Raw genomic sequence first — 16,472 nt, 5'->3', positions numbered from 1 at the left:
ACGGCCGGGGTCCCGACGAGGGACCCCGGCCGTTGCGTACGGTCCGGTTCAGCTCGCCGTGCGGCGGATCCGGCCCGCGTACTTCTTCTCCAGCTCCAGGTTGCCCTCGAAGCCGCCGGGCACATTGGCCGAGACATAGACCGGGGGGCGTTCGCCGGCGGCGAGGAGGCGTCCGGCCGCTTCGGCGACGGTCATCTGGACGAGCATCACGCCGGTGAGCGTGGACAGGGCGCAGACCGAGCCGCCGCCGGGCAGTTCGAGCAGGGAGTCGCCGCGCGGGGCCGCGTTGTCGAGGACGACGTCGGCGATGTCGGCCAGCTTCCGCCCGCTGGGATGGGCGGCGGGGACGGCCCGGGTGTGAGTGAGGGAGGTGAGGGCCAGGACGCGGTGGCCGTGCTCCTTGGCGTGCAGGGCCATCTCCACGATGACGTTGTTGACGCCGGAGTTGGAGATGACGACGAACAGGTCCTGGGGGTTGGGGGCGGCGAGGTCGTAGATCCGCCGGGCCACTCCGGGCTGCCGTTCGAGGAGCGGGTCGTCGAGGACGGACGGGTTCTCGCCGCCGTAGAGGACGAGGTCGGCGATGCTCAGCCGGTTGGTGGGGACCAGTCCTCCGGCGCGGCCGGCGAGTTCGAGGACGAGGGCCTGCGAGTGACCCGTGCCGAAGGCATGGACGACCCCGTCCGCGCGCACGCACTCGGCGACCAGGTCGGCGGCGGCGGCCACGCCGTCGCGGGCGGACTCGATGACCTGCTGGAGGGCGGCGAGGCTCTCCCGCGCGAACCCCTGGGCGCTCACAGACTCGACGGACACGCGACCACACTCCTCACTGATGGATTGAACCACCCTATGCTTCTCCATCGATGAATCCATAAACCATATCGGGTCCTGGTATTCAAGTCACGCAGGGTAGGGTGGCTGGTACCTTCTCCCCATGCCTCCCACGGACGTCACCACACTGATCCGCACCGAGCTGCCCCGGCTGGCGGGCTCCCTGCGGAAGGTCGGCGAGCTGATCCTGGAGGATCCGGCCGCCGTCACCCACTGCTCGGCCGCCGAGCTGGGCCGCCGCACCGGCACCTCCCAGGCGACGGTGACCCGCTTCTGCCGGGCCATCGGGCTGGACTCCTATCAGCACCTGCTGATCGAACTGGCCCAGGAGCGCGGCCGGGGCGAGGTCTCCGACTGGGGGACCGCCGAGATCGGCGCGGACATCTCGCCGGACGACAGCCTGGAGCGGGTCGTGCAGGTCGTCGGCAGCGCGGATCTGCGGGCGGTGCAGCAGACCATCGAGCGGATCGACCTCGACGCGGTCGAGCGCGCGGCGCAGGCCACCGCCCGGGCCCGGCGCATCGACGTCTACGGCGTCGGTGGCAGCGGGGCCGTGGCCCAGGAGACCGAGACCCGGCTGTTCCGGATCGGCTGCGCGGTGCGCGGCTGGACCGAGGTGCACGCCGCGACCACCTCCGCCGCCCTGCTCACACCCGCCGACGTGGCGATCGGCATCTCCCACTCCGGGGCGACGCGCGAGACCATCGAGCCGTTCGAACTGGCCAAGGAGCGCGGGGCCACCACCGTCGCCATCACGGCCGACACGCGCTCGCCGCTCGCCCGGGCCGCCGACGTCCGGCTCGTCTCCTCCTCCTCGGAGACCAGTTTCCGCACCGGCAGCATCGGCGCCCGGCACAGCGCGCTGGTGCTCATCGACTGCCTGTACGTCCGGGTCGCCCAGCTCTCCTACCAGCGCGCGAGCGCCTCGCTGGCGCTGACCGACCACATCGCCGGGCAGCACGCGGTGAAGTCCCGGCGGGCCAGGTGAGCATGGTCGAGGGGTGCGCACGGCGCCGGCGAGGATGGCCGAGGGTGCATGGATGAACCACCAAGTTGACGTGAAGATGGTTGTTTGAATCATTCCTGCCATGCAGGATGGGGCTCCCCCCAGAGCACTCGTAGGAGCCCCATGCGCGTCACCTCTGTCGAGTCCACCGAGCTCTTCACCGGGACCACCGAACAGCCGCGCCAAGTGGTGGCCGTCGGGCTGAGCCACGCCCCGGGCCGTGCCGTCCGGCTCAACGTCGAGGGCCCGGGCCTCAGCGGCACCGCGGAGACCACCGTCGGCGAGGACGGCACGGCACGCGCCGAGATACCCGTGACCGGCGAGGACCTGGTCCCCGGTGACCGCCGCGAGATCACCGTGACCGCCACGGACGGGGCCGAAGTCACCACCCGCACCGGCGCGTTCACGGCGGCGGAACCCGGCTGGACCATGTTCATGGTCAGCCACTTCCACTACGACCCCGTCTGGTGGAACACCCAGGGCGCCTACACCGAGACCTGGGACGTCGCCGACGACCCGGCGACGAGCGGACTGCCCGCCCGTACCTTCGACTCGCGCGGCCAGTCCGGCATGAGCCTGGTCCGGGCCCACTGCGACCTGGCCCGTCGCGATCCGGCGTACACCTTCGTGCTCGCCGAGGTCGACTATCTCAAGCCCTACTGGGACTCCTTCCCGGAGGAGCGCGCCTTCCTGCGGCAGCTGATCCGCACCGGCCGCGTCGAGATCATGGGCGGCACCTACAACGAGCCCAACACCAACCTCACCGGCGCCGAGGCGACCGTGCGCAACGCCCTGTGCGGCGACGGCTTCCAGCGCGGGATCATCGGGGCCTCACCCGAGACGGCCTGGCAGCTGGACGCCTTCGGGCACGACCCGCAGTTCCCGGGGCTGATGGCGGACGCGGGGGTCAGCTCCAGTTCGTGGGCGCGCGGGCCGTTCCACCAGTGGGGGCCGACGCTGTCGGTGTTCGGCGAGGAACCGAGGGACCCGGGCCGGATGCAGTTCCCGGCCGAGTTCGACTGGATCGCCCCGTCGGGGCGCGGCCTGCTGACCGCGTACATGGTCAACCACTACGGCGCCGGCTGGGCGATCGACAACGCGCCCACCCTGCCGGAGGCGAACGCCGCCGCGTACAAGCTGTTCCAGCGGCTCAAGCAGGTCGCGCTCACCCGCAATGTGCTGCTCCCGGTGGGCGGGGACTACGCGCCGCCGTGCCGCTGGGTCATGGACATCCACCGCGACTGGAACGCCCGGTACGTGTGGCCGCGGTTCATCAGCGCGATCCCCCGGGACTTCTTCGCCGCCGTCCGCGCCGAGCTGGAGGCGGAGGGCCGCAAGGCCTCCCCGCAGACCCGCGACATGAACCCGGTCTACACCGGCAAGGACGTCTCCTACATCGACACCAAGCAGGCCCAGCGCCACGGCGAGTCGTTGCTCGCCGACGCCGAGGCCTGGGCGACGCTCGCCTCGCTCGTCACCGGACACCCCTATCCGGACGCGGCCCTGGACAAGGCCTGGCGGCAGCTGGTCTACGGCGCACACCACGACGCCATCACCGGCTCGGAGTCGGACCAGGTGTACATCGACCTGATGACCGGCTGGCGGGAACTGCACGACCTGGCCGGGAGCGTGCACGCCGACGCCACCCAGGCCCTGGCCGACCGGGTCGCCCCCGGCGACGGCCCCGACCTGGTCGTGTTCAACTCCGCGCCCTGGACGCGGCGGGACGTGCTGACGGTCGACGACCCGGGGCTCGTACCCCGGGGACTCCCCGCGGTCCGCGAGGACGGCCGCCTCCATGTCGTCGTCCCGGAGGTACCCGGCATGGGCCTCAAGGCGCTCCCGCTCGCCGAGGGGACGGTCCCCGGATGGGAACCCGCCGAAGGCCTCACCATCCGCAACGAGTTCTACGAGGTGACGGTCGACCCGGCACGCGGCGGTGGCGTCAGCGGTCTGCGCGCCCTGGCCGAGGGCGGCCGGGAGCTGCTGCGGCCCGGGGACATCGGCAACGAGATCGTCGTCCAGGAGGAGTACCCGAGGCACCCGCGCTTCGGCGAGGGCCCCTGGCACCTCACCCCGACCGGCACGACCGCCGCCCGCAGCCGGGACGTGACCGCCGAGGTGCGCGCCGAGCACTCCGCCGCCGGTTCCCGGATCACCGTCACCGCCGACCTCGGCCTCTTCCGCTACACCCAGCGCCTGACGCTGTGGCAGGGCGTCGACCGGCTCGACGTCACCACGACCCTCGACGGCTACGACGGCGCCGACCGGCTGATCCGGGTGCGCTGGCCGTCGGACGTACGGGGCGGGCTGCCGGTGCACGAGGTGGCGGACGCGGTGATCGGGCGCGGGTTCGGGTTCGTGGAGGTGGACAGCGAGCGGTTCCCGTGGACGCTGGACAACCCCGCGAACACGTGGTTCGGCCTCGGCTCCACCGCACGGGTCGCGGTGCACGACGAGTCCGGCACCCTCCTCGGGCACCGTTCGATCGGCGTCGCCGAACTCGTGTACGCCGACTGGGACATGGCGGGCGACCTCGGGGCCCCGCTCGCGGCGGCCCTGGTCCGGGCCGGGGTCACGGCGACCTCGACCATCGCGGGCGGACCCCGCTACGGCGACCTGGAGGTCGACTCCAACCTCCCCGACATCCGGATCGCCGTCGGCGGCCCCGACCGCAACACCGTGGTCGCCGAGGCGCTCGGCTGGGACCCGGCGGCCGGGCGGGAACTCAGGCGTCAGCTCGCCGAGCGGGGTGTGGCCGCCGTCTGGGTCGCGCCGCGCGCCTCTCTGCGCGAGGAGTGGATCCCCGGGGCCGACCTGCGCGACCTGGAACGTCTGCCGCTGCTCGTGGTGGCGGGCACCCGCCCGGAGGACGACGCCAAGGCGGTCGACGCGCTCGTCGCCGACCTGGACGACTTCACGGTGACGGCCACGGCCGCCGGTGGCGGGGAGGCGCTGCCGCCCGGTGACGCCTGGGACGGGCGCGGCTTCGCCGTCCTCAACCGTGGCACGCCCGGCTGTGTGGTCACCTCCGCCGGCGACCTCTACATGTCCCTGATGCGCTCCTGCACCGGCTGGCCGTCCGGGATCTGGGTGGACCCACCCCGCCGGACCGCCCCCGACGGCTCGGGCTTCCAGCTCCAGCGCTGGTCGCACACCTTCGAGTACGCCGTCGTCGCGGGCCCCGGCGACTGGCGCGAACTGCGCCTGCCCCAGGCCGGCCACGCGTACAACCGCCCGCTGACGGCACGGCTCCGTCGCTCCTCGGGTGCCCTCCCGAGGGACGTCGCCCTGCTGGGCCTGGAGTCCGACGGCGAGGTACTGCTCGACGCGCTCAAACCGGCCGGCTCCCCGCTGGCCCGGGGCAGCGCGGCGCCCGTGGATCCGGGGCAGGGCGTCGTTGTCCGCGTGCACGAGGTCGACGGACGCCCGGTGCGGGCCCGGCTGACCGGACCGGTCCCCTGGTCGGCGGGCACCCGCGCCGACGTCCTGGAGACGCCCGGCGAGCCCCTTGCCCTCGACGCGGACGGTGTTCTCGAGGCCGACCTGACCGGCTTCGAGGTCGCCACGATCCTGGCCACCCCGGCCCACGCGCCGGACCTCGCGTCCGGGCCGGGCATCGACGCTCACGAGCCCGCCCAGCCGATCGCCACCCGCTACTGGCTGCACAACTCCGGCCCCGCCCCACGCGGCAACATGCCCGTCGCGGTCTACCTCTCCCCCACCACCCTCACCGCCGACGGCCCGGTCACGGCGACCGTCCGGGTCTCCTCGGAACTCACCGACGCCCCGGTGTCGGGCACGGTGACCTTCGAGACCCCACCCGGCTGGACCACCGACCCCGCCGAACTCCCCTATGCCCTCGCCCCCGGCGGCTTCACCCTCACGGATATCACGGTGACGCCGCCCCCGGACCCCGCCCCCGGCCGCCACTGGCTCGCCGCGCGGCTGTCGTACGGCGGCCAGACCTACGAGGACGTGGTGGCCCTGGACGTGCCGGACGGCCACAGCGGCCCGACTCTGGTGACGGATCTGGGAGTCGAGCGGGTGACCGTCCGCCGAGGAGAACGGGCCCGGGTCCCCGTGACCCTGCGGAACCCCACCCAGGGCCCCGTCAACGGCACCCTGTGGGCGGTCTCCTCCTGGGGCACGTGGCCGGGAGTCACCCCGGGTTGCCAGGGCTTCACGGTGCCGGGCGGGGAGCAGGCCGAGTCCGTGATCGAGGTGGACGGCACGGCGATCCCACCGGGTTCGTACTGGCTGCTGGCGAAGACGGCCTGGCACGGCTGCGTGGCGTACACGAAGGCCGTGGAGCTGGTGGTGACGCCATGACGGGAGATCACGCGGCGCTCGTCCGGGGCGAACCGATCCCGCAGGACCGGGTGGCAGCTTTCCTGAACGCGGGCGGTACATCGCCCTCTAGGGGCGCGGGGAACTGCGCGACCAGCCACAACACCGCCGCACCCGCACGACGACACCGCCAACAACGACGCTGGGCAACCCAGGTGATCATCGCAGACGAACTCGCCCGCCGAGCCTGCGCAGAACGAGGCCTCCCACCACCCAACGCCCTCCCGACGCACCTGCTGAACGTCCCCGAACCCGACGTCGCCACCCTCGGCAGCATCATCGCCGCAGCCCTCACCCACTCCCCCGCCGCCCAAGCCCTCCTCACCGACCTGGAACACGAGCAGGACATCCCCGAGGCGGCCGTACGGGACTACTACACCCGCAACCGAGACCGCTTCCTCACCCCCGAGGCCCTAAGACGCGGCGTCGACCCCTACGACGAACCAGCCCCCACGGACATCCATCCGTACAGCCGCGTACGCCACCGCATCGAACGCGAACTACGCCAAGCCGCAGCCCACCGCGCCTTCTTCACCTGGCTCGACGAGGCCCGCGCGGACGTCGAGTACGCCGAGGGCTACGAACACCCCGGCGACCCCACGCACCAGGATCACGAACACCACCACTGAGCAAAACCATTGACCTCCGATGAATTCTGGTCCACATTTTCATCAATCGAAGTCCGACTTGGTGATTTGATCCAGCGACTCGATCCAGCGACGACTGGTCCCAGGAGGGCAGCAATGCGCGCAAGAAGACTCACCGGATCCCTGACCTGTCTGGTCGTCCTGACCCTGACGGCCGCCGGCTGCGGCCTGTCCGGCGGTGGTTCGGACGGCGGTGACGCCACCGCCGGCGGCTGCAAGGTCGCCAAGGGCAACGTCGGTTCCGGCAAGCTCTCCGGCGAGGTCAAGGGAAAGATCACGTTCCAGACCACCAACCTGAAGAAGGACTTCGGGAAGTACTTCAACGGCGTCATCGACGCCTTCGAGAAGGCCAACCCCGGCACCGAGGTCAACTGGATCGACGACCCGGGCGACGCCACCTTCACCCAGCGCCTGGTCGCCGACGCGCAAGGCTGCACGCTGCCGGACGTGGTGAACATCAACGTCAACACGGCGGTGGCGCTGACGAAGAACGGCTACCTGCTGAACCTGGACAACAAGGCGCCGGACGCGGGCAAGCCGTTCGCCCCCGCGCTGTGGAAGTCCAGCATGTACGCCGAAGCGGACGGCAAGAAGGTGCACAGCGTGCTCCCCTGGTACTCGGGCGGCATCGTGCAGACCTTCAACACCGACCTGATGAGGAAAGCGGGCCTGGACCCGGCCAAACCTCCGACGACCGTGCTCGGCCTGTTCGGCGACGCGGAGAAGGTGGCCAAGGCCTCCGGCGGCAAGTACTACGCGTTCCTCGCCAACCCGCAGCTGCGCATCCCGGCCGACTGGCAGCAGATGGGCATCGAGATCCTCTCGGCCGACGGCAAGAAGTTCACCTTCGCCGACGACCCGAAGACCGCGCGGTGGGTCGAGGCCATGACCAAGCTCTACAAGGCCGGCGGCATGCCCAGGGACTCCCTGTCCTCCACGCAGGACCCGGCCAACGTCTACGGCCAGGGCAAGCTCGTCTACGGCCCCACCAACCCCAACTTCCTGCGGTTCATCCAGCAGAACAACCCGAGCGTCTACAAGAAGACCGGCGTCGCCCCCTTCATGCTCGACGCCCTCGGCCACACCGTCGGCGCCCCGCAGTATGTCGGCGTCGCGTCCACCAGCAAGAACGCCTCCACGGCACTGGCCTTCGCGCGGTTCCTGACCAACGCCGAGAACCAGCTCGGCTGGGCCAAGGACCCGAACGTCGTCATCTTCCCCTCCACCACGGCCTCCCTGAACGACCCGTTCTTCCAGTCGGTCAAGGGCGACGACCCCTTCGCCGAGGCCCGCAAGATCGTCGCCAGTGACCGCAAGACCGCCACGGCCGACGAGATCGCCCTGACACCCGGTGAGCTGAACGCCATCTCGGCCCAGATCCAGCTGGCCATGCAGGGCAAGAAGAGCGCCGAGGACGCTCTGAAGGAGGCACAGTCCAAGGCGAACCAGCTGATCGAGCAGGGCAGCTGAGGATGACTCAACCGACCGTCCACCAGGCGCCCGTCCCCGCTCCCCCGGGTGCGGGCGCCCGACGCCCCGGCGGCGCCTCCCCCTCCCGGCCGCCGGGGCCCCTGCGCCGCGCCCTCCGCTTCGTGACGCCCGGCCCGAGCGCCGACGCGGGGGGCGCGGCGCTCCACCGCCGCTGGTGGCTGCCCTGGCTGTGGATGACCCCGGCGATCATCGGCGCGACCGTGTTCGGGGTCTTCCCGTTCCTCAACACGGTCCTCGTCTCCTTCACCGACGCCAAGCCGCTCGGCGGGGCGTACAACCTCGTCGGGCTGGACAACTACCGCCGGATGCTGGGCGATCCGGACTTCTGGCTGGCCACCCGCAACAGCCTGCTGTACGCGCTGTTCGTCGTACCGCTGATGGTGCTGCTGCCGCTGCTGCTCGCGATCCTCGTGGAGAAGAACCTGCCGGGCATCGGCTTCTTCCGCTCCGCCTTCTACACGCCGGTGCTCGCCTCCAGCGTGGTCGTGGGCCTGAGCTGGCAGTGGCTGCTGAGCGACCAGGGGCTGGTCAACACCTGGCTGCAGAAGGCCCACCTGATCCGGGACGCCATCCCGTTCCTGTCCGACTCGTGGCTGATCCTGCTGTCGGCGATGGGGCTGACGCTGTGGAAGGGCCTCGGCTGGTACATGATCTTCTACCTGGCCGCCCTCGGAAACGTCCCCAAGGAACTGCACGAGGCGGCGGCCGTGGACGGCGCGGGTGCCGTGCGCCGCTTCTGGCACGTCACCGTGCCCGGCGTCCGCACCTCGATGATGCTGGTCGGCACCCTGACCGGCATCGGCTCGCTGCGGGTCTTCACCGAGATCTACATGCTGGGCGGTTCCACCGGCGGCCCCGGCGGCGCCGACCGCACGCTGCCCTTCTACATCCGCGACGTCGGCCTCGACCCGCTCACCGGCAACGCCGGCTACGGCGCCGCCGTCAGCGTCGCCCTGTTCGCCCTGACCCTGGGCCTCACGCTGCTCGCCCAGCGCCTGACGAAGGAGGACGAGGCATGACGACCGCCGTCGACAAGCGCCGACGTCTGATGCCCCGCTGGCGCGACTACGGCCGGCCGCGCGAACTGGTCGTCCGCTATCTGCTGCTGGTGTTCGTCCTCTTCATCACCGTCGGCCCGCTGCTGTGGCAGCTGCTGTCGTCCCTCAAGGGCGCGGGCGAGGACGTCTTCGGCGCCGGTGCCTCGCTGATCCCCCACCACCCGACCCTGCGGGCCTACCGGGAGATCTTCGACCAGGTCCCGGTGTGGACGTACATCGGGAACAGCCTGGTGATCGTCGCGCTGTCCGTCACGAGCCAGCTCGTCTTCTCCACCCTGGCCGGCTACATGCTCTCCAAGCCCGGCTGGAAGGGCCGCAAGCTGGTCTGGGTGGTGCTGATGGCGTCCATGATGTTCCCCTTCGAGTCGATCATGGTGTCGCTGTTCCTCAGCATCCGGGACATGGGCCTGGTCGACCACCTGGCCGGTGTCTGGCTGCCCGGCTTCGTCGCGGCGATCAACGTCCTCATCATGCGGGCCGCGTTCCTCGCCGTGCCGCGCGAGATCGAGGACGCGGCGATGCTGGACGGAGCGGGCGAGTGGAAACGCTTCCGCCATCTGTATCTGCCCTCCGCCTACGGCGCGATCCTCGTCGTCACCATCAACACCTTCATCAGCGCCTGGGACGACTTCCTGTGGCCGCTGATCGTGCTGCGCTCGGAGGAGCACTTCACGCTGACGCTCGGTCTCGCCCGGCTGCAGAGCTCGTCGTTCGGCTACGACCAGCGGATGGTGATGGCCGGCTCGGTGATCTCCGTGATCCCGGTGCTGGTGCTGTTCGTCATCACCCAGCGGTGGTTCTACAAGGGCGTCTCGTCCGGTGCCGTGAAGCTCTGATCGACCCGGAGCCCGACCGGTACGGCGGTCAGGGCCCGGCGCGCCGACTCCGCGACGCGGATCTCGACCGTGCCGGGCAGGACCGCCGTCAGCAAGTCGGGGCCCACCTGGGCGAGTTGGTCAGGGCCGAGATCGAAGGCGACCGTACGACGCTCCCCGGGCTCCAGATCGACGGCCCGGAAGCCCCGTAGTTCCAGTGCGCGCGGCCAGACCGGCGTGACGAGCCGGCGCAGGTACAGCTGCGCGACGGTACGCCCGTGCCGTTCCCCGGTGTTGGTGATGTCGACCTCGACGGTCCGCCCCGACAGCCGTGGCGGCCCGTAGACGAAGCTCGTGTACGACAGCCCGTGCCCGAAGGAGTGGAGCGGCTCGGCGCTGTCGTCGACGTATTCGCCGTACTCGGTGTCCTTGTGGTTGTAGTAAACGGGCAGTTGACCTGCCGAGCGAGGTACGGAGACGGGCAGCCGGCCCATGGGCTCGGCCCGTCCGAGCAGGACGTCCGCGATCGCCTCGCCGCCCCAGGGGCCCGGGTACCAGGCGGTGAGCAGCGCGGCGGCCCGTTCGGCGGCCTCGGGGACGGCGTGCGGGCGGCCCTGGATCAGCACGACGACGGTGGGTGTGCCGGTCGCCGTGACGGCGTCGAGCAGGGCGTGCTGGGCCACGCCGAGCCGGAGCCCGGCCAGGTCGACGCCCTCTCCGCAGGTCATCTCGGACACGACGGTGCGCGCGGCGCCGTTGGCGTCGAACTCCGTGCCGGGCGTACGGGCGCTGCTCCCGCCCAGTACGAGCACGGCCACATCGGACGCGGCGGCCTCGGCGATCGCCTCGGGGATGCCGGAGAGGTCGTCGCCGGTGAGGGCACAGCCCTTGGCGTGGCGTACGTCGACGCCGGTTCGCCGGAGCGCGTCGAGGACGCTGGTGCCGGTGCCGGGGCGTTGCGGGGCGGTGTAGTCGCCCAGTTGGTGGGCGACGGTGCCGGCGTGCGGTCCCAGGAGGGCGATAGGGGAGCCGGTCGACAGGGGCAGCACACCTTGGTCGTTGTGGAGCAGGGTGACGGCGGCACGGGCGAGTGCCGTGCTCAGCTCGCGTCCGACGGCGGGGTCCGGGAACGGGCCCGCACTGTAGGGCTGTTCGAAGAGCCCCAGGCGGAACTTGAGCCGTAGCACCCGGGCGACCGCCCGATCCAGGACCTCCTCGCTCACCAACCCCCGTTCGACCGCCTCCTCCAGATGGGTGAAGCCCTCGTCCCACAGGCTGAGGTCGATCCCGGCGTCGAGGGCGAGGGCACCGGCGGAGACCTTGTCGCCGGTGACGCGGGCCAGCCGGTCCACGGCCAGTCCGTCCGCCATGACGAGCCCGTCGAAACCCCAGCGGTGGCGCAGCAGTCCGGTGAGCAGGGCGCGGTTGCCGCAGCAGGGCATCCCGTCGACCTCGTTGTAGGCGGCCATGACGGCGGCGGCTCCGGCCCGGACACCGGCGTGGGCGGCCGGGAGATGGATCTCGTGCAGCTCGCGGAGACCGAGTTCGGACTCGGCGGAGTTGCGGCCGCCGACGGTGGCGCCCTGCCCGGCGAAGTGCTTGAGGACGACGGGGGCCTTGTCGGGGGCGAAGGCCCCGTCCGGTCCCCGCTCCCCCTGTATGCCGTGTACGAGCGCCTCGGTGAGCCGGGCGGCCAGATACGGGTCCTCGCCGAAGCACTCCTCGGTCCGGCCCCAGCGCGGGTCCCGGGCGATGTCCAGGGCCGAGACCAGGGCGACATGGCCGCCCCGGGCGCGCAGTTCGGCGGCGGCGTGGGCGGCGGCCCGCTCGTAGAGCCCGGGGTCCCAGCCGGCGCCGACGGCCAGATTGACGGGCAGGACCGTGCCGTCGAGGGCCATGTGCCCGTGCGGCACCTCCTCGACGAACAGGGCCGGGATGCCGAGCCTGCTCTGCTCGACGACATGCCGCTGGACGAGGTGGGCCAGTTCGGCACCGTCCTCGGCGCCGGACCCGGTGGTGTGGTCGACGCCCGACCAGGCGTCGGCGCGCAGCAGCCCGTACAGGGCCCCGAGTCCGGCGAAGCGCTCGGTCTCGGCCCGGAGGGCGTCGGTGAGTTCGAAGCCGCCGTCGGGGGTGCGGCGGTAGGCGTCCCAGCCGTACATCCGCTGGTTGAGCTGTCCGGCCTTCTCGCGCAGGGTCATCCGCGCGAGAAGGTCATGGACGCGGTCGTCGACCGGGGCGGCGGGGTCGCGGTACAGGGGCGTGCCCTGCCGGGTGGCGGTCATGTACGGCCCTGGTGGGCGAGCCGGGCCAGGGCCACGGCGCCCAGGCGGCCGTCGGGGACCCAGTCGAGGGTCAGGCCGAGCGGGTGGAGGCGGGCTTCCAGGCGCGAGGTGAGGGGCCCGTCGGGCCCGAGCAGGCCTCCGGTGGCCACGACCCGCTCTCCTGGCTGTGGATCCAATGCCCTGATGGCGTCGGCGAGTTGGTCGGCTGCCTCGTCCAGGATGGCCAGGGCGACGGCGTCCTCGACCGCCTCGACGACCAGCGGCGCGAGTCGCGCGAGGCGAATGGGGGGCTCGGCCATGACAGCGGGGAGCACGTGTCTGCGGTAGGCCTCGCGGTGGGGGCGGGACCAGGGGGTTTTGTCGTGGGGCGGGAGGGGGTGCCGGTCGGCCGGGGAACCGGCCCCGGCCACTCCGGTCGGCCCGCTCGCGGGCGGCGGCACCGCCGCGTCACCCGGCACGCCCTCCGAGATGCCCTGGACCACGTCAGGGGACAGTCTCCGCACCACACCGCCGGCGACACCCCCGGCCGCTCCGCCGGGCAGCGCCTCGCCCGGCACCCCGAGTTCCCGCCCCACCGTCTCCGCCAGCACGGTCGGCGCACCCCTCCCGTCGGCCATCCGCAGCGCGGCCCTCACCGCCGCGCGGCCGATCCAGAAGCCGCTCCCGTCGTCGCCGAGGAGCCAGCCGTCGCCGTCCACGGTGGCGGTGCCGCGGCGGCCGGTGATGCGCATGGCGACCGCGCCCGTGCCGGCCACCAGGGCGAGGCCGTCGGCCGGGGCGCCCGGGGCGGAGGCGAAGGCCGCCTCGATGTCGCTGCCGATGACGGGCGGGCCCGCGTCGATGCCCAGTCGGCGCAAGGCGGCGGTGAGGGCGGCCAGAGCGTTGCGCCGCCCCGGTTCGTCGGCGGCGGCGTCCGTCGCGCCCGCGAAACCGCCGGCCACGGCCACGACCCGGGCACGGACGGACTCGGGCACGGCCTGTCCGACGGCCTCGGCGAGCTGCTCGGTGAGCTGCGGCACCGGGACGGTCAGGGCGTTGCCCGGCCCGGCGGAACCCTCGCCCAGCGGACGTCCGTCAGCGGCGGCCGCCAGGACCGCCCGGGTCCGCGTGCCGCCCGCGTCGAGGCCGACCACCAAAGGCGAGCCGCCTTGACGCTCCTGGTTCAATTCATTACCCATCGCCGACTATGGTGATTGATGCATTCACCCAGAGCAAGGGATCTGGGTGCTGGACCCGAGGAGGATCCCATCCCCACGCTCCGCTTCGGCGTCAACTACACGCCCCGCCGCGGCTGGTTCCACGCCTGGCACGACTTCGACCCGGCGCACGCCCGCGAGGACCTGGACCAGATCGCCGCGCTCGGCCTCGACCACGTCCGGGTCTTCCATCTGTGGCCGCTCCTCCAGCCCAACCGCACGCTCATCCGCCCCGCCGCCGTGGACCAGGTCGCGCACCTGGTCGACCTGGCGGCCGAGGCCGGTCTCGACGTCCTGGTGGACGGCGTGCAGGGTCATCTGTCCAGCTTCGACTTCTATCCGGAGTGGACGCGGAGCTGGCACCACCGCAACGTCTTCACCGACCCGGAGGCCGTCGCCGCCCAGGCGGAGCTGATGCGGACCCTCGGCCGCGCCCTCGCCGGCCGTCCCAACCTCATCGGGCTCCAGCTGGGCAACGAGCTCAACAACCTGGTCGAGCACAACCCGGTGACCGCGGACGAGGTGGACCGCTACCTCGACACCCTGCTGTCCGCCACCCGTGAGCACCTGCCCCCGGGGCGGCTCGCGACCCACTCCGCCTACGACGCGGCCTGGTACGGCGACGACCACCCCTTCACCCCTCAGGCCTCGGCCCGCAAGGGCGATGTCACCACCGTCCACCCCTGGGTGTTCTCCGGCGACTGCGCCCGCCGCTACGGCCCCCGCTCGCCCCAGGTGCTCCACCTCGCCGAGTACGGCACGGAACTCGCCAAGGCCTACGCCGAGGATCCGGCCCGCCCGGTCTGGGTCCAGGAGACGGGCGCCCCGGAACCGCACATCCCGGCGGCCGACGCCCCGGAGTTCGCGCGGGCGACCGTGCGGAACGCGGCCGGGTGCGAGGGGCTGTGGGGTGTGACCTGGTGGTGCTCCCACGACGTGGACCGGTCCCTGGCCGACTACCCGGAACTCGAGTACACCCTGGGCCTGTTCGACGCGCGGGGCGGCGCCAAGCCCATCGCCACGGCCCTGGCCGAGACCGTCGCCGAGGTACGCGCGGGGCATCACCCCGCCCGGCCCCGCGACACGGCCCTGGCCCTGGACTGCACGCCGTCCACCCGCTCCGTCTCCGGACCGGGAGGCGCGTTCTTCGACGCGTGGATGGCCCTGCGCACGGAGGGCGTCCACCCGGCGGTGGTCCTGGCGGGGCGGGCGGAGGACGCCGCGTACCTCGCGGCGCGCGGCATCAAGGAGGTCGTACGGGTGCCGTGAACTTCAGGTGCCCGTCAGCGCTTCCGCGACGGCCCGCAGGTTCACCCGCCCCCGCCCGTAGGAGCAGAGCGCGCCGCCCTCCGGCAGCCCGGTGTCGATCCGTACGGCGTCGGGCCGCCGGGCGAGCAGGGCGGCGCGCAGCCGTTCCTGCCAGGGGTGGAGCCCGGCGTCACAGGTGGCGATGACCAGCGGTGTGTCACCGGAGGCGCGCAGGATCTCCTCCACGAAGGGGGCCGGATCCGCCGGCTCTCCACTCACCGCGGTCCCCGTGGCCGTGGGGTCGACGGCGCTCACCTCCGTCAGCAGGTCCTCGCCGCCCCAGTTGAGCGCGGGATGCGGCGGCGGGAACAGGTCGACGACATGGGCGCCCCGCACGCCCGACGGCACCGGCAGGCTGCGGACAGCCCGGCGGGCGGCCTCGAGACCGGCCCCCGCGTCCCAGCCGTCGACGGCCCCGGCGGCCGGAGCGGCGTACCGCACGGCGAGGCGCCGCACCCGCCCGGCGGCCTCACGCACCCGCTCCTCGGGCAGCACACCGGAGCGCAACGCGCTGAGCACCGCGTCCCGGCAGGCCAGGGTGACCTCCAGGTCAGGCACGGCCACGATCACCTGGTCGGCGCCCGCAGCGAGGGCGATCCGCGCCCCGGCGGCCTCGCCGTAGCGGTCGGCGATGGCCTTCATCTCCAGGGCGTCGCTGACCAGGACACCGTCGAAGTCCAGCTCGTGGCGGAGCAGATCGCCCAGGATGCGGCGGCTCAGGGTGGCGGGCCGCTCGGGGTCCAGCGCCGGGTAGACGACATGGGCGCTCATGATCATCGGCACGCCCGCGTCGACGGCGGCGCGGAACGGCTCGAAGTCGGCCCGCAGCTCGTCGTACGACCGCGGGTCGACGGCCGTCCCGTGATGGCTGTCGGTCTCGGTGCCGCCGTGGCCGGGGAAGTGCTTGGCGCAGGAGGCGACGCCCCGCCGCTCGGTGGCGGTGATCCAGGCCCGCAGATGCCGGGCGGCCAAGGCGGGTTCGGCACCGAAGGACCGGGTGCGCACGATCGGGTTGCGCGGATGGTGCTGGAGGTCGGCGACCGGGGCGTAGGAGACCGTGATGCCGAGCGAGGCCAGATGCCCGGCCAGGGCGTCGGCGCAGCGGCCGGTCAGCCCGGGGTCGTCGGCCACTCCGAGCGCGTACGATCCGGGCACCTCCGGAGCGCCCGCGCCCACCAGGTGACCGATCCCGCCGCCCTCGTTGTCGATCCCCACGAGCAGGTCCGGCCGCAGGGCCCGCAGCTCCGCGGTGAGCCGCCGCACCTGCTCCGCGTCCCGCACGTTCCGGGTGAACAGGATGACCCCGCCGAGCCCCCGGTCGACGAGCCGCTTCAGCTCGTCCGGAACCCCCGCCGTCCCGTCGAACCCCGCGACGAGACAGCGGTGTGCGGCCTCGTCGAGATCGACGGGGAGGCCGACGAGAAGGTCGGCGGGGAGGCGGCCGGGACGTGCGGGCGGATGCGCGGAGGAGGTCACTCCGCACAT

Annotated in this window: 11 protein-coding genes; 7 read left to right on the top strand and 4 right to left on the bottom strand. The window is 72.4% G+C overall.

What is annotated here, in order from left to right; genetic code table 11:
- Positions 1–48: 48 nt before the first annotated feature.
- Positions 49–813: a sugar isomerase domain-containing protein gene (locus tag ACFT32_RS31585; protein ID WP_382496105.1), complete on the bottom strand. Its 765-nt coding sequence runs from the start codon at positions 811–813 to the stop codon at positions 49–51.
- 121 nt (positions 814–934) lie between these two features.
- On the opposite strand from ACFT32_RS31585, the gene ACFT32_RS31580 reads away from it, so the two are divergent.
- The 6 genes from ACFT32_RS31580 to ACFT32_RS31555 all read left to right on the top strand — a co-directional run bounded on the left by ACFT32_RS31580 (position 935) and on the right by ACFT32_RS31555 (position 10,219).
- A complete protein-coding gene (locus ACFT32_RS31580; protein WP_382496103.1) occupies positions 935–1,819 on the top strand; it encodes a MurR/RpiR family transcriptional regulator in 885 nt (294 codons plus the stop codon).
- Positions 1,820–1,960: 141 nt separating this feature from the next.
- A complete protein-coding gene (locus ACFT32_RS31575) occupies positions 1,961–6,169 on the top strand; it encodes an NEW3 domain-containing protein (RefSeq protein WP_382496101.1) in 4,209 nt (1,402 codons plus the stop codon).
- A gap of 173 nt (positions 6,170–6,342) precedes the next feature.
- Positions 6,343–6,816: a peptidyl-prolyl cis-trans isomerase gene (locus ACFT32_RS31570; RefSeq protein WP_382496099.1), complete on the top strand. Its 474-nt coding sequence runs from the start codon at positions 6,343–6,345 to the stop codon at positions 6,814–6,816.
- Positions 6,817–6,930: 114 nt separating this feature from the next.
- Positions 6,931–8,304, top strand: a complete 1,374-nt coding sequence (locus ACFT32_RS31565; RefSeq protein WP_382496098.1) for an extracellular solute-binding protein — start codon at positions 6,931–6,933, stop codon at positions 8,302–8,304.
- Positions 8,305–8,306: 2 nt separating this feature from the next.
- On the top strand, positions 8,307–9,344 hold the full coding sequence (locus ACFT32_RS31560) for an ABC transporter permease subunit (protein ID WP_382496096.1): 1,038 nt from the start codon (positions 8,307–8,309) through the stop codon (positions 9,342–9,344).
- A complete protein-coding gene (locus tag ACFT32_RS31555) occupies positions 9,341–10,219 on the top strand; it encodes a carbohydrate ABC transporter permease (RefSeq protein WP_382496094.1) in 879 nt (292 codons plus the stop codon). Before ACFT32_RS31560 ends, ACFT32_RS31555 begins: the two co-directional genes overlap by 4 nt.
- On the opposite strand, the gene ACFT32_RS31550 is transcribed toward ACFT32_RS31555, so the two are convergent.
- Positions 10,183–12,483, bottom strand: a complete 2,301-nt coding sequence (locus tag ACFT32_RS31550) for a glycoside hydrolase family 3 N-terminal domain-containing protein (protein ID WP_382496093.1) — start codon at positions 12,481–12,483, stop codon at positions 10,183–10,185. The genes ACFT32_RS31555 and ACFT32_RS31550 overlap by 37 nt on opposite strands.
- Positions 12,480–13,661: an N-acetylglucosamine kinase gene (locus ACFT32_RS31545; protein WP_382496091.1), complete on the bottom strand. Its 1,182-nt coding sequence runs from the start codon at positions 13,659–13,661 to the stop codon at positions 12,480–12,482. Before ACFT32_RS31545 ends, ACFT32_RS31550 begins: the two co-directional genes overlap by 4 nt.
- A gap of 18 nt (positions 13,662–13,679) precedes the next feature.
- Between ACFT32_RS31545 and ACFT32_RS31540 the strand changes: the two genes are divergently transcribed.
- Positions 13,680–14,948: a glycosyl hydrolase gene (locus ACFT32_RS31540; RefSeq protein WP_382496089.1), complete on the top strand. Its 1,269-nt coding sequence runs from the start codon at positions 13,680–13,682 to the stop codon at positions 14,946–14,948.
- 3 nt (positions 14,949–14,951) lie between these two features.
- On the opposite strand, the gene ACFT32_RS31535 is transcribed toward ACFT32_RS31540, so the two are convergent.
- On the bottom strand, positions 14,952–16,472 hold the full coding sequence (locus ACFT32_RS31535; RefSeq protein ID WP_382496087.1) for a glycoside hydrolase family 3 N-terminal domain-containing protein: 1,521 nt from the start codon (positions 16,470–16,472) through the stop codon (positions 14,952–14,954).

The sequence above is a fragment of the Streptomyces sp. NPDC057002 genome (genome assembly GCF_042673825.1).
Taxonomy (GTDB): Bacteria; Actinomycetota; Actinomycetes; order Streptomycetales; family Streptomycetaceae; genus Streptomyces.
Note: the sequence above shows the minus strand (reverse complement) of the source record. Positions and strands in the feature narration are given on the sequence as shown.